Below are 13,475 nucleotides of genomic sequence, written 5' to 3' on the forward strand. Positions count from 1 at the left end.
AAGTTATTGATCTATGGCAAGATCAGCCCTTAACCGAACCGATCATGACACCTTGCACAAAATAACGCTGAAGGAACGGGTAAATGACAATCACCGGAATCGTGGCGACGATAATCACGGAATACTTCACCAGAGCGGCGATTTCCGCCTTGTTGTTCATCGCGGCCGCCGTGGAGGCGTCGATCGCTCCTCCGCCCTGCGCGGCCATTTCCTGCAGCACCAGAATCTGGCGCAGCACCAGCTGCAGCGGGTATTTCGCAGAGTCGTTCAGGTAAATGAGCGCCGAGAAGTAGCTGTTCCAGTTGCCCACCCCGTAGAACAGGGCCATGACCGCGATGATCGGCATCGACAGCGGCAGGATAATCTTCACGAACAGCCGCATGTTCGTACACCCGTCGATCTGCGCCGCTTCCTGCAGCTCTTTTGGAATCGAGCTCTGGAAGAACGTCCGCGAGACGATGATATTCCAGATCGACGCGGCCGACGGAATGACGATCGCCCACATTGTGTTGACCATGCCCAGCTGCTTCACCAGGAGGTACGTCGGCACCAGGCCGCCCCCAAAAAACATCGTGACCATGAACATGCCCATAAAGAAGTTGCGGCCGACAAAGTCCTTGCGGCTCAGCGCATACGCCGCCGGCAGCGTCACGAGCAGGTTGATCGCGGTCCCAACCACGGTGTACAGAATTGTGTTGCCATACCCCGTCCAGATGCTTGTGTTCTCGAACACCCGCTTGTAGCCGTCAAACGTAATGCCTTTCGGCCACAGCCACATCTCCCCCGACCCGACCGCTTTCGGGTCGCTGATGGAGGCGCTGACCATGTACACCAGCGGGTAGAACACGATTAGAAACGCCAGAAACACATACAGGTAATTGAAGGCGAGAAAAACTTTATCCCGCCGGGTTTCTCTGACTCCGGATAACATCGAAGCCCCTCCTCTCTACCACAAACTGTTCTCGCTCGTACGGCGGACGATCTGATTGACGACGATGAGCAACACCGCATTGATGACCGAGTTGAACAGGCCGATGGCGGTCGAGAAGCTGTACTGCGCATCCACCAGACCCGAGCGGTAGACGAAGGTGGAAATGACGTCCGACGAGCTCATGTTGAGCGGGTTTTGCAGCAGCAGGATTTTCTCAAAGCCGACCCCGAGCAGGCTGCCCATATTCAGGATGAGCAGGATGGTCATCGTCGGGACCAGCACCGGGATGTTGATGTGCCGCAAGCGCTGGAAGCGCGAGGCCCCGTCGATAATCGCCGCCTCATGCAGCCCCGGATCAACGCCCGAGAGCGCGGCGAGATAGATGATCGTGCCCCAGCCGGCACTCTGCCACACGTCCGAGAAGACGTACATCGTCTTGAACCAGCGCGGGTCGGTGAGGAAGTCCGGCGCTTTCAGTCCCAGCCCCTCAATCATGTGGGTGACGATCCCCGTCGACGGCGAAAGGAACGTGATAATCATCCCCGCCATAACGACCATGGAAATGAAGTGCGGCGCGTACGTCACCGTCTGGGACAGCTTCTTGAAGAAGCCGTTCCGGACTTCGTTGAAGGCCAGCGCCAGAATGATCGGGATCGGAAACCCGATGGCCAGCGAGTACAAGCTGATGCTCAGCGTGTTCCAGAGCAGATCCCAGAAGTAGTAGGAATGAAAGAAGCGGACGAAGTGGTCGAAGCCGACCCACGGGCTTCCCGTGATTCCTTTTGTCGGAATGAAGTTCTTGAACGCGATCTGGATACCGTACATCGGCCCGTAACAGAAAATAAGAAAGTAGAAAAAGGCCGGCGCAATAAACAGGTACAGCTCCCAGTTCAGAATGATGCGCTTCCACAAGCTTTTGTGGGTTTTCTTTCTCGGCATCACAGCCGGCGTGCCTGCGATGGCAGCTTTTGTCTCATGCATCGTATCACTCCTTCTCTGGTAGATTCTTTGTTGCCTTTATCTCTCCGTGATGACGGATGTTAAAGCCCGAAAAAGGCGGGTGAATAAGGTTTGTGATCTAAACGTATTCGATCGATAAAACCTTCGTAAATATGTCATTTTCCACATGAACCTGAAATTCAGGGCAAAACCCGTACGAACAAGAAGAAAATCGACCGGTTTTGATCAGAGGAATATGTTGTTTTTGCATCGAATTCGGGTGAATCAGCCAGTACTTAACACTACAATGATAACTTAAGTTACACAAATATGTTTGATATACTACCTGACTAAGGAAGAGTTGTGGTTAAACTTCCCCTTGTGAGCCCTATCATGATGTTCCCTACCAGCCGACTTACGCTGTTCTTCCTTTTACTAAGGGAACAAAAATTTCAGCTGACCAGCATCTAAGCGATGCCCTTCCTCGAAAGGTGAGGGCCGTTCAACCAGTCAAGCAGCTTAGCGCCCTCGTTTCGAGCAGGATCCTGAGAGTTCTTTCGATCGGTTCCGATGGCTTCGTACAATGAAGAAACATCCCTCTTCAATGAAACCTTCTCTTTAAATGAAACATCCTTCTTCGGTGAAGCTTCCATCTTCAACGCATCTATCGGCGGGCCGATCCTCCTCCAAATGTCCCTGTTTCTCGGCCACGGTTTTTGATCGTTAGTTAAGCCTGCCCGTTCCCCCACATCTCGCTTCAGCGGCGTGTGATAACGCTTACACTAAACATATCGGAGCCCCCGCCATGCGTAAATATGTCGTTTTCGCCCCCTCATCAAATCGGCTTGAAATCTGGCTCCGGTGGTTACATTCACTTGTGATTCAGGAGCCGAATATGTCATTTTTGATGATTTGGACAACCTTTAAGGTGTATATATCAAAAATGACAATTCCCGCACGAGCCCTTATGGGGCGCGGTTTTGCGACAGGTCAAAAATAACATGTATGCGTTTACATCGATTTTGCCGTCACAACTGGCTGACAATGGCGTTTGGTCATTTCACTTCCGCCTTTTGGATGCTGCAGCCCTGCTTTCTCTTTTTCTCGCTTATACTTTCTGATATCTAAAAAAACGTCCAAGCTCAGCCGGTCCTTCTCGGCTTCCCTTGAACGTCTTCATCTTTCTTGATTTCATTATTGCCTTGTGTATTTTCGGTCAGGACATGTGGCGGATTCCTTCCCTCACCCAGACGTCGATCCGCTCGCGATCCATGAACGGGAGAATCGGCGCCAAGGCCCCGAGCCCCTCCCTTTCGCAAGCTTTCCTCGCACACTCATCGATTGCATCAATGCTCATAAACGGTGCGATCGGCGCCAGTGCACCTATCCCTTCGCTCTCGTAAGCTTTCCTCGCACACTCATCGATTGCTTCATCGCTCATAAACGGTGCGATCGGTGACAGCGCACCGATCCCTTCGCTCTCGCAAGCTTTCCTCGCACACTCATCGATCGCTTCATCGCTCATAAACGGTGCGATCGGCGCCAGTGCACCTATCCCTTCGCTCTCGTAAGCTTTCCTCGCACACTCATCGATCGCTTCATCGCTCATAAACGGTGCGATCGGTGCTAGCGCTCCGATTCCTTCGCTCTCGTAAGCTTTCCTCGCACACTCATCGATTGCATCAATGCTCATAAACGGTGCGATCGGTGACAGCGCACCGATCCCTTCGCTCTCGAAGGCTTGCAGCGCGACCTCATCGACCACTTCCTCACTGACAAACGGAGCGATGGACTGGATGTCCTTCGGTTTGAACTTGTTTTTAATGTGCCCAAACACCTCGTCTACCTGGGCTGACTTGAGAATCGGGGCGATACTCGCGAACTCCTCGACGGATACCTCGTTCGCCTGCAAAAATTCGGATGTCTTGTCCTCGACAATCGTCTGGATGATCTGCGTCCCTTTCGAACTCTCCAAAATAATGTCGATGCTGACGCCGAAAATGTCTGCGAGCTGCGGCAGTTTCGATATATCGGGCATCGTTTCCCCGCGTTCCCAGTTGCTGATCGCCTGATAACTGATTCCCATCCGATCCGCCAGCTCCATTTGCGTAAAACCCGTTTCCTTGCGAAGCCGGGCAATGGTTCTCCCGATCTTGACCATATCAAACATCCTCAACACTCCTTCAAAGGTTATTTGCGCTTAAGTGTATCGGTTCGCCGGGCATTTGTATATCAAGCGCTGCTTGAGTCCGCCAATTCACTGCAGCTCCGTAAGAACAACGGATTGTTGTCAGCACACGAAAAAGCCGCCTTATTAGGTTTCAACCTGATAAGGCGGCTCTCACCGCTGCCGCGGGATTCAATCAATAATCGAACCACTCGTGCTTCTGTCCGTCCTTGTCGGTTAACTCTACACGAATGGCCTTAACCTGAAGGATCACATAATCCGGATCATCCGGGCCGGAGAAATCCGCGCTGAACTCTTCCCGCCAAATCTGCTGACGAAGAGCTTCCTCCGTGTTCACGGTTAATTTTCCGTCGATCTCCACCGTTTCCCGGGAGTCGTTCTCCCCATGCCCTACCAGCAGCGACACCGGCGTCTTGCTTTCCAGGTCCCAGGTTTGGCTTTTCCGATTTGCGACAAGATAGATGCTCAGTCCTTTGTTGTACTTCGGCATCCGGCGCAGCCGTGGCTTCTGATTCTCCACCGTCGCAACGGCGGCGTATTCGTGGTGATCCAGAATTTTGGCAACCTCATGCTCCATGGCGAATTTAGCTTCCATTAATAATCACACCCCTTCTCTTCTGACATCATCGACGAAGGGGCCAGAGCCCCTCGTTCATTGGAAATCGTTGAAATCAGCCAAGGTAGGATTCAAGCATCCATACATGCTTATCCAAGTCCGCCTGCATCGCGATCAGCATATCCGCGGTTGGGTGGTCACCGGCGCTTTCCGCCAAGTTGATGGTGTCATGCAGTTCCTTGCTTACCGCCGAGAAGTCATGGATGAGCGACTGCACCATGCCGCGCGCGTCCTCTTTTCCTGTAGCTTCCGCAATCGTGGCGATTTCCATATACTCTTTCAATGTAGCAGACGGTCTGCCCTTGATCGCCAGAAGGCGTTCGGCGATTTCGTCCGTTTTTTGCGTAACGTCGTTGTACAGTTCCTCGAATTTCGCATGCAGCGTAAAGAACTGTTCTCCTTTTACATACCAGTGATAGTTATGAATTTTCACGTAAAGGATGCTGAAGTTTGCCACCTGCTGGTTCAATGCCTGTTCCAATGTTAATGTCGTTGTGTTTGTCATCATTTATCCCATCCTTTATTATCAGTCAGTGAAGGCCTTCGGCAAGCCTTTCGGTTCGTAAGCTTTCTTCTGTAACTGAATTGTACACAATTTAGTTACAGTAAATCAATATGCCATTTCTATCATTTTAATCCCAACCAGGCATGGGTACGATTTCACCCCCCTTCCACTGCCGCCCTTCGATTTTGATACCGTTGGACAATATGCACCCAGAGGCACAGCAGTGGAAGATAGACGTACAGCAGGACCAGTCCGGCCCAGGTTACCACAGAATCCAGCTTGTCGATCGTCTTGGGTCCTTGTAATACGGCGATAATGACAAATGACATCCCGCATGTGAACCATACCAGCGGCTTGGATCTCAATGGGGTGACCTGTCTCAAAATTCTGGTTCCCGCCCACATTGCCATACATACCGGCGGCAGAATCACGATAAACCAATTGAACACATACACGTAATCGAACCGGTCGATGAACGGGAGCCGGGCCACCTTCGACAGAATCAGCGTCGGCCAGATCGTATGCTCCAGCTGCTGAACGTTAAAGAACGCCAATGTGACTATAGCGACGATCAAGTAAAGTGCTGTGGAATGGGCTACGGCGATATGAGCCCATTTCCGGGACTTTTCTGGATGCTTGATAAAAGGGTGCAGCAGAAGCAGAAACTCCACCCCGTAAAATAAATTGAGCGAATGGAACGCCGACTGGGCATATTCACGCGGCGAATGGTTCAGCAGCGGCAGGAAATTCGTCCAATGGGCATACTGCAGCGGAAAATAAATCGATACCAGGAGCAGGGTGGGAATGACGACGCAGAAAAAGCAGATTCCCGTGATCACCCGCAGCCCCCCGGTCACGATATATACGGCAGTCAGCAAAATGAGCAGGCATACGAACCAGAGCGGCGTCGTGGGAAACGCCCAAATATGGATGACCTCCATGTAAGACCGGATTTGATAGACAATAAACAGCAGCATATAACCGTAGAACAGGAGATTCATCGCTCCTCCCAGCCATTTGCCGAACAACTGCCGATGCAGGTGGAGGATATCGCCTCCATCCGCGTGCTTCATGATCGCATAAATGATCCACACGACCGCGTGCAGGCTGAGGCCGACGAGCAGTAAGGATAACCAGGAGTCCTGCTGCGCCCCCTTAATGTTCCGGCTCTGAAAGCTCAGCATAGCGATGCCGGACTGCGTTCCGTGAATCATGAACCACAGCAAATAAGGGGATACGGTTAAGCTTTCCTTGATCTGTCTGGACATCTTCATTCACCTGTCCTTATTATTCTCCGATTCCCGATTTGGTCAGTTGAAGGTTGATAGCGATATCGAAAGCCGTTTTCGGATACAGCCTTTCGTAAAATTCCTTCTCGTCCCAGTCCCGGGAATATGCCCTGACCAGATCCCCTACGCCCAGCGGATCCACACCGCTGTCCCTCAGTTTGGCGAGCAGCGACATCAGGCGTTCCCGTATCTGCTTTTCCAGCTGGCGGTCTACCTCGCGGTCATTGGAGTCCTTCCTTAAGTCCATCCATCTCGGATACTCCTTCACCATTCCGCTGATCGCGAGCTGGACTTGAATATGCAAGCCATCTGCCCTCATGACCGCATGCTTGGATTCCCTTCCATAGCTCACCGAAAAAAGGGCTGTTCCTTCCTGCCCGTGCTTTTTCAGGGTAAAAGGAATTTCCCCGCGCATGGAGTATCCCTGAAGAAGCTTATAATAGAACATTTCCTCCGGATTCAAGGTGAGTTTTAAACAGTCCCCTTTGAAAATGCCATAGCCCGATACCTGCAATCTGCCCGCAGCGTTTAACCGGATGACCGGAAGCGAAACGTCCCTCCCCAGGCCATGGTAATCAAACAACATCGTCGAGAGGTTGGATCTCGGAATATTCCCCGATTTCATATTCTGCTCAATGAGATGGTACGGCAGCTCACGGCTGCCCTGCTCGGCTATGACCTTGGCCAGGGACGTGACCGGCTCCTCCGATACGGCCACCGTCAAATAATTACTGATCAGCGGGTTGCGGCAGATCGAATTGATGAAATACGAAAGGCCGCTCTCCGCGAGCTCCCGGCTGAACAGGAGCAGCCGCAGCTTCTCGATTTTGACCGGCTGGGCTGACTGGCCGTTCATTTCATTCAGGACGAGCTGGGTCTGCCCCGCCCGCCCCTGCAGCGTGCCGACCTTCCCCCTCTGTGTAAAATCGCTGTAGAGAGCGGTCCCGATATAACCTGGGCGGCCGTCGTCAAATCCGAGCACCGTGACGATACGGATCTTATCGACCATTCGGTCGTTTCCGCATCCCCCAAGCGCAAAGACGATACCGAATATCCCCAGCCATCTTACGAGGCTACTCATGCTCAATATCCTCCTGGTCTTCACTCGGGGTGTACCGCTTGGAATCCAGAGGCCTCAGGTAAATGTTCCGGTTGGTGATATACCGGTACGATCGCCGTACGAAGCTGTCACCGAAATTGCCGGTCCGCAGCGGGAACAGCGGCAGCAAGTACGGGGTGCCGAGAGATTTGAGCCGCAGCAGGTGCCCAAGCAGCAAAAAGAGCCCGGCCACAATCCCCAGCCCGCCCCATAGGCCGGCCAGCAGGATCAGCGGGAAACGCAGGAGGCGGATCGTATTGGCCATTTTAAAAATGGGAGTCGTAAACGAGGCCAGCGCCGACAACGCCACAATGATCAGCAGGATGCTGCTCGCCAGGGCGGCTTCCACCGTGGCCTGGCCGATGACGATCCCGCCTACGATGCCGAGCGTCTGGCCGATTTTGGTCGGGAGCCGGGCTCCGGCTTCCCGCAGCAGCTCGATCGTCACTTCCAGGAAGAGCGCCTCCAGCACGGGAGGAAGCGGGACATGGGTTCGGGACATGATTAACGGCTCCAGTATATTTTCCGGAATAACCTCGAAATGATACGTTAATACGGCGACATAGACAGGCGTGACAAAAATGGAGAAGATGACGCTCAGAATGCGGACGATGCGAAAGAAAGACCCGATAATCCAGGGCAAATAATAGTCCTCCGGCGATACGAAAAAGTCCAAAAACGTGGAAGGGCCCGTAAAGACATAGGGTGATCCGTCCGCGAACACCGCGACCTGTCCGGAAGTAATGGCGTAAGCCACCCGGTCTACCCTTTCCGTCGACAGAAAAAGCGGGAACGGGGAGTTGGTATGATCGGATATAATCTGATCGAGAATCGATGTGTCGAATACGACCTCGAAGTCGATCCTGCCGAGCCGCTGTTTCATCGTTTCGATATGCTGCGGATTCGTCACTCCGTCAAGATAAGCAATCATGACCTTCGTATTGGACAGGCTGCCGACCGAAACCTCCTCGATCACCAGCCTCGTGACGGCGATTTGCTGTCTCAGCAAATGGACGTTAACATGAATGTTTTCCACAAAGCCGATTTTGGGTCCCACGACGCTGAATTCATTTTCGGTCTCGTTGCTTTGGCGGTGCCCCTGTTCGGTCTGGTTGATATTAACGATCAAAAAAGCCGGCTCTTCCGACACGATCTGGAGGATCACATACCCTTTGACCAGCTTGGACTCGACTTCCGACGTATCCTCGGTGATTTGCGCTTCATCGAACGGGATGCGGTTCTGAATGTCCGCCAGCCGATGAATATCATCATCATGCTGCTGGATTTCAGCGATAAGATAACGGTTGACCTTCTCCGCATCCACAAGAGAAGAATAGTAGCTGATCCGGATCCGGTCGTTCTCCGCAAAGGGGGAAAACTGCCGAAAATCGCTGGACTTGGCGGCTTGCTCCAATATTTCACGGAGGGTCTTGGGTGCATCAGGCTTCATGACGATTTCCTTTCCTGTGAGAAAATGAGCATAGATCCCATTATGTTCGGCGCCCGGTCAAAACATACCTCATTTCCCGGCTGCAGCTCACGGAATAGAACGAAAAGAACCCCCAGGGAAAGCCGGCAGTCCGTATCGGCTCATTTGGGGGTCCTTTGATTAGCTCAGCGCATTTTTCATAAACCTAAAAATATCTTCTTCGCTCATTTCCGCGGCATCCGGAGACACGATCTGCTGTACCTGCAGGCCGTTCTTGAAGATGGACAGCAGCCGCGCTGCCTTCTCGGCGTCCACATGGGCCGGGATCACGCCGTGCTCCTGCCCAACCTTGATCCACTCAGCCGAATTTTGAATGGCCGTCTCCTGGTATCGCTTCAGGATGTCGGCCACGGCGGGCTTATCCTTTTGACTCAGCAGGTAAATAAAAATGAGGCTCGAAGCAGTCTCCGTGCTGGACATATGCTGCATCCTTCCCGATAGGGCGGACAGCGGCCCTTGAAGACCCGCATCCTCTCCGACCGCCCGGGATACCGACTCGTAGAAGAGTCGGTTCGTATTCTGCATCCCTGACTGCAGGATCAGGGCGAACAGTTCGTCTTTGCTTTTGACATAATGATAAATGGCTCCTTTGGTCAGACCGCTGCGGTCAGCGATATCCTGAAGCGTCGTCGCCCGGCATCCCCTCTCCAGGATCATCTCTTCGGCCGTGTCCAGCAGCAGCTTCAGGCTGGGATTCATCGACTTGTCGTCCATCATCTATTCCTCCATATCGCTTGGGTTATTATTTGATTCATAAGCTGAATGATTTATGTTGTATTGCTGAATTATTTACGGTTTAAAGCAGCCTCCCGCTTGACCCGTTTCACGTAGGTAACGTTCCACCAGATCGTAAGCGCCAGGATGCCGTAGGTGGCAAACGGGGAAACTGCCAGAAAGGCAGGAATCGACAAAGTGTACACCAACCCTACTTTAACACAAGCTTCGAGCAAAAGCGCGACGCCCCACACCGCCGTCATGCGGCGAAAGGTCTGACGATAGGCGGGCAGGCGGTTCCACTTGTCATGCATTTCCGGATCGCGGCCGGCGAACCGTTCGGCAAAATAAAAGATCAGCGGGCGTGCGGCAAGCAGGGATCCAAGGAATACCAGGCCCATGATCCCTGTAACATAAGACTCCCTCAGCAAAATGAACCGTTCGTCGCCGCCCAGCAGAACCGCGGCAATGCCGAGAACAAGCCCGAGGAAAATGAAGCCGGAAAACATATCGACCTTGCGGGTATGTATTAGGCTGTACACGGTATCGATCAGCGGTACAATGGCGGCGGCCGATAAGGCCACCAGGCTGCTCGTGTGCGGCAGCAGCAAGGTATACACGACGTACGGCAGTACAATGTTGACAATGAGCGTCACGATAATAGCATTTTTCGATTTGGTCATTGGTTTGAACCGTCCTTTCCAATAAATAATTCGTTTGTGTCAGGCTGTGAAATCCAATCGGGAATAGAACTGCAATAATATGGCCGCTGCTTCGTTAGTCATACCTTCGGTAGGTATTTTCTATGACTATAATAGTACCTACCTTCGGTAGGTATGTCAACATCAAAATCAAACTTGCAATCTCCCTCCATCCGGTTGATTTCCTTGAACCAATCCGCAGCCCGCAATCCGCAAGATGCATACGAAAAAACCGGTACATGATGCACCGGTCATTTTTAACGCTTTTGTTATGAATTTTTATTTCATCCCCAAGCTCATTCCTCCGGAACCCTCGGCTTATTCACGTCATCCGGAATCCGCTCATCGAAAACGTCCTGGCCCGGGAAATCCCGGACATGGCCTTCGTGCAGCTCATGATTCTCGTAGTCGAATCGGCCCGAGCTGCGCTGATCCACCCGCCATGGTGTGCTTTTCCCCAGCTGCTCGGCGTTGACCGGCGACCCGTAGGGCCCGTCCGGAAACTCCTCGAAGGCCAGATCGTTGCGCTGCGACTCCACGGTCGACAGGTCTGTCGAAAGGGCCCGCTTCTCATCCTTCATTTCTTGACTCATGGGCGATTCCTCCCTGCGTTTTCGGCTCCGTGCTGCGTGGCATATTTGGACCCGATCATTCTCCTTATTATGGATGAAATAGAGCAAAGTATTCTGGTGGAAATCGTTGACAAATGATGCTAAGCGAATTATTATAAAAACAAAAATACAATTTGTTTTTATAGGAGGTTTTAAATTGCCTCAATTCTCTCCAGCTGAAAAAGAAAAACTTCGTCAGGATTTAATCGATGCCGGTAAAAAGTTGTTTGCGGCACAGGGCCTTAAAAAAACTTCACTGGAACAGTTAACCGCCGCAACCGGGATCGCTAAAAGCACCTTTTACGCTTTTTACGACAGCAAGGAAGCTCTGTACTTGGATCTGCTGGAGTTGGAATCGGCCGGGATGGAGGAAAGAGTATGGGCTGCTGTAGAGAAACAGTCCGATGCTTATAACGGAATTATCGCATATCTGCGTCAAATGGTTCTTGAGTTAAAAACCAACCCGCTGACCAAAAAGCTCATTATGCATCCCCAAGAAATGGAGCTATTGCGTCGAAGGGTGCCCCCTGAATTCATCGAAAGAAAACTGCAGCGCAACGTTATCCCTTTAATGAATTATATCGAGCAGCAGCAAATCAAAGGAGAAATCATCAACAAAGACTCGGGAGTCATTGTAGGTATGATGCGGGCAGCTATGCTGATCGAAGTCCATAAACAGGAATTTGACGAGAAGCTTTACGCCGAAATTGAAGAAATAATGTTCCATGCGGTTGCCAGTGCTTTAACGATATCGCCAGTATCCACAAAGGAGTGATCCAATTGGAATTCCATCAACTCTTAGATTGGGCTTTCCAAAGACACTTGAATCCGTTAAGTTGGTATATCCGCCCCATTTTTTTAATCGTATTGGCTTTTTTCGCTTACAAACGAAACTGGAAAGGTATGATGATCACTTTCTTACTTATGATGAGCAGCATGGTTTGGTTTCCTGCGCCGAAAACGATCAATCCCCAGATGGAAGCCGTACTGGATTATGAAAAAATGCTTTTGAGTGATCCAGGTTCGGCCGTATTCACGCTGGCATTTATGATGGCTTTTGTCGTATCCATGGGCGTTGCATTCTGGAAGCATTCTTTTAAAATCGGCCTGGTTATTCTGAATGTGACCCTGATTGGAAAGGTCGTATTGTCGCTGATGTTGACCGGAGATAACGGTTGGGCTCCCATTGGCAACACCCTTTTCGGACTGCTGTTAGTCAACGGGATCGGCTTGGTACTGTTACGGCTTCAAAACAAACAAAGATGGACGAAGATTCATTAGTTATCCGGGAGGCCTTTAACGATCCAGCGGTACGCTATCTACTACAGCGTTCCGCTGTTTTTAGTTGTCAGTTCTCCAAATGAACTCGGGCAAATCGAAATTGCTGCTCCTAACCTCAGCTGCCCCACTGTCGCCCACGCCCCTCCTCTAAAAAAATATTTCAAAAATTTCCTCCAGATATATTGTCTTCCGCAAATCCGCGTGTTAATATAGCGACAAATGAACAAATTGTGAACATAAACGAGCATATATTACGCAAATAATACTCATTTATGTTTGGTTTGGGCATTGAATGTTCATTTTCGCTTGAGTTAAGGGGGAATGATGAATCGACAGTGTGTGGCATATCAGCAATATGGATTTGACGCTCCGGCTGCTGTTATCGGTCGCCATGGGCGGATTGATCGGCATGGAACGCGAATGGAACAATCACGCCGCCGGCTTTCGGACCCATATCCTGGTCTGTCTCGGCTCGGCGTCCATCATGATCCTGTCCATGTACGGCTTTGAAGCCTTCGTGGACGAAACGAACGTCCGCCTGGATCCGGCGCGGCTCGCTGCGCAGGTGATCAGCGGGATCGGCTTTCTCGGCGCAGGAGCCATTCTCCGCTCGGGACAGACGGTATCCGGACTGACGACCGCCGCTTCGGTATGGGTCGTGGCCGCGATCGGACTGTCGATCGGCGCCGGTTTTCTCTACTCGGCCCTTCTGACGACCGGTCTTGCTTTTATCAGCCTGTTTGCCCTGAACAAATGGGAAAAGCTCATCATGCACCGCAAGAGGAACTTCGACTTCCTCATCCGGGTGCCCGACAAGCCGGGCATGCTTGTGACGGTCGCCAGCGAGCTGGATGTGCTTGGCATCAAGATCAACAATATCGAAATCCGCACGCCCGACGGGCTGGCGGATGCCATGGTCGAACTGAAATTCCATATCCGCTCCCCAAATCCGATGCAGGTGGTTGCCGCCATGGACAAAATATCTTCCCTGCCCGACGTGCTCGGCATTGAATCGTCGGGAATCTCCTCAGAATTCGCACAAAAGTTCTCCGCAAACAACAAGTATTCCAACTTCAAGATGTAATCGAATTGACGGCAATCCCGGTAAATGA

Annotated in this window: 14 protein-coding genes; 3 read left to right on the top strand and 11 right to left on the bottom strand. The window is 51.7% G+C overall.

Annotation, left to right across the window (positions count from 1 at the left end; all coding sequences use genetic code 11):
* Window positions 1–22: 22 nt before the first annotated feature.
* From MKY74_RS00350 to MKY74_RS00400, 11 genes are all read right to left on the bottom strand, one after another.
* Window positions 23–931, bottom strand: coding sequence for a carbohydrate ABC transporter permease (locus MKY74_RS00350; protein ID WP_076173532.1), 909 nt, complete (start codon window positions 929–931; stop codon window positions 23–25).
* A 15-nt stretch (window positions 932–946) separates the two neighbouring features.
* Window positions 947–1,870 carry an ABC transporter permease gene (locus tag MKY74_RS00355; RefSeq protein ID WP_341013865.1) on the bottom strand — a complete coding sequence of 308 codons (924 nt, stop codon included), beginning with the start codon at window positions 1,868–1,870 and terminating at the stop codon, window positions 947–949.
* Window positions 1,871–3,086: 1,216 nt separating this feature from the next.
* Window positions 3,087–4,040 (bottom strand): helix-turn-helix domain-containing protein, encoded by a 954-nt coding sequence (locus tag MKY74_RS00360; RefSeq protein WP_076172939.1) that lies wholly within the window; start codon window positions 4,038–4,040, stop codon window positions 3,087–3,089.
* Window positions 4,041–4,233: 193 nt separating this feature from the next.
* A complete protein-coding gene (locus tag MKY74_RS00365; protein WP_076172938.1) occupies window positions 4,234–4,653 on the bottom strand; it encodes a pyridoxamine 5'-phosphate oxidase family protein in 420 nt (139 codons plus the stop codon).
* Window positions 4,654–4,729: 76 nt separating this feature from the next.
* A complete protein-coding gene (locus MKY74_RS00370; protein WP_076172980.1) occupies window positions 4,730–5,179 on the bottom strand; it encodes a Dps family protein in 450 nt (149 codons plus the stop codon).
* A 155-nt stretch (window positions 5,180–5,334) separates the two neighbouring features.
* On the bottom strand, window positions 5,335–6,447 hold the full coding sequence (locus MKY74_RS00375) for a GerAB/ArcD/ProY family transporter (protein ID WP_076172937.1): 1,113 nt from the start codon (window positions 6,445–6,447) through the stop codon (window positions 5,335–5,337).
* Window positions 6,448–6,466: 19 nt separating this feature from the next.
* Window positions 6,467–7,549 (bottom strand): Ger(x)C family spore germination protein, encoded by a 1,083-nt coding sequence (locus MKY74_RS00380; protein ID WP_076172936.1) that lies wholly within the window; start codon window positions 7,547–7,549, stop codon window positions 6,467–6,469.
* Entirely contained in the window at window positions 7,542–9,017 is a 1,476-nt protein-coding gene (locus tag MKY74_RS00385) for a spore germination protein (protein WP_076172935.1), read from the bottom strand. Before MKY74_RS00385 ends, MKY74_RS00380 begins: the two co-directional genes overlap by 8 nt.
* 159 nt (window positions 9,018–9,176) lie before the next feature.
* The gene (locus tag MKY74_RS00390) at window positions 9,177–9,773 is read right to left on the bottom strand and encodes a TetR/AcrR family transcriptional regulator (RefSeq protein ID WP_244169329.1); all 597 of its coding nucleotides are present in this window, start codon (window positions 9,771–9,773) and stop codon (window positions 9,177–9,179) included.
* Window positions 9,774–9,841: 68 nt separating this feature from the next.
* The gene (locus MKY74_RS00395) at window positions 9,842–10,453 is read right to left on the bottom strand and encodes a VC0807 family protein (RefSeq protein WP_076172933.1); all 612 of its coding nucleotides are present in this window, start codon (window positions 10,451–10,453) and stop codon (window positions 9,842–9,844) included.
* Window positions 10,454–10,767: 314 nt separating this feature from the next.
* Window positions 10,768–11,064 carry a hypothetical protein gene (locus MKY74_RS00400; protein WP_076172932.1) on the bottom strand — a complete coding sequence of 99 codons (297 nt, stop codon included), beginning with the start codon at window positions 11,062–11,064 and terminating at the stop codon, window positions 10,768–10,770.
* 106 nt (window positions 11,065–11,170) lie between these two features.
* Between MKY74_RS00400 and MKY74_RS00405 the strand changes: the two genes are divergently transcribed.
* The 3 genes from MKY74_RS00405 to MKY74_RS00415 all read left to right on the top strand — a co-directional run bounded on the left by MKY74_RS00405 (window position 11,171) and on the right by MKY74_RS00415 (window position 13,447).
* On the top strand, window positions 11,171–11,857 hold the full coding sequence (locus tag MKY74_RS00405; protein ID WP_084203998.1) for a TetR/AcrR family transcriptional regulator: 687 nt from the start codon (window positions 11,171–11,173) through the stop codon (window positions 11,855–11,857).
* 5 nt (window positions 11,858–11,862) lie between these two features.
* A complete protein-coding gene (locus MKY74_RS00410) occupies window positions 11,863–12,363 on the top strand; it encodes a hypothetical protein (RefSeq protein ID WP_076172930.1) in 501 nt (166 codons plus the stop codon).
* 355 nt (window positions 12,364–12,718) lie between these two features.
* On the top strand, window positions 12,719–13,447 hold the full coding sequence (locus MKY74_RS00415; protein ID WP_076172979.1) for an MgtC/SapB family protein: 729 nt from the start codon (window positions 12,719–12,721) through the stop codon (window positions 13,445–13,447).
* Window positions 13,448–13,475 lie beyond the last annotated feature (28 nt).

This window comes from Paenibacillus sp. FSL R5-0378, from assembly GCF_038009285.1.
GTDB classification, from domain to species: domain Bacteria; phylum Bacillota; class Bacilli; order Paenibacillales; family Paenibacillaceae; genus Paenibacillus_AQ; species Paenibacillus_AQ favisporus.

Excerpts from the sequence above, each read along its gene's own strand:
- MKY74_RS00350 (WP_076173532.1), bottom strand. The coding sequence starts at position 931 with ATGTTATCCGGAGTCAGAGAAACCCGGCGGGATAAAGTTTTTCTCGCC.
- MKY74_RS00355 (WP_341013865.1), bottom strand. The coding sequence starts at position 1,870 with ATGCCGAGAAAGAAAACCCACAAAAGCTTGTGGAAGCGCATCATTCTG.
- MKY74_RS00360 (WP_076172939.1), bottom strand. The coding sequence starts at position 4,040 with ATGTTTGATATGGTCAAGATCGGGAGAACCATTGCCCGGCTTCGCAAG.
- MKY74_RS00365 (WP_076172938.1), bottom strand. The coding sequence starts at position 4,653 with ATGGAAGCTAAATTCGCCATGGAGCATGAGGTTGCCAAAATTCTGGAT.
- MKY74_RS00370 (WP_076172980.1), bottom strand. The coding sequence starts at position 5,179 with ATGACAAACACAACGACATTAACATTGGAACAGGCATTGAACCAGCAG.
- MKY74_RS00375 (WP_076172937.1), bottom strand. The coding sequence starts at position 6,447 with ATGTCCAGACAGATCAAGGAAAGCTTAACCGTATCCCCTTATTTGCTG.
- MKY74_RS00380 (WP_076172936.1), bottom strand. The coding sequence starts at position 7,549 with ATGAGTAGCCTCGTAAGATGGCTGGGGATATTCGGTATCGTCTTTGCG.
- MKY74_RS00385 (WP_076172935.1), bottom strand. The coding sequence starts at position 9,017 with ATGAAGCCTGATGCACCCAAGACCCTCCGTGAAATATTGGAGCAAGCC.
- MKY74_RS00390 (WP_244169329.1), bottom strand. The coding sequence starts at position 9,773 with ATGATGGACGACAAGTCGATGAATCCCAGCCTGAAGCTGCTGCTGGAC.
- MKY74_RS00395 (WP_076172933.1), bottom strand. The coding sequence starts at position 10,453 with ATGACCAAATCGAAAAATGCTATTATCGTGACGCTCATTGTCAACATT.
- MKY74_RS00400 (WP_076172932.1), bottom strand. The coding sequence starts at position 11,064 with ATGAGTCAAGAAATGAAGGATGAGAAGCGGGCCCTTTCGACAGACCTG.
- MKY74_RS00415 (WP_076172979.1), top strand. The coding sequence starts at position 12,719 with ATGGATTTGACGCTCCGGCTGCTGTTATCGGTCGCCATGGGCGGATTG.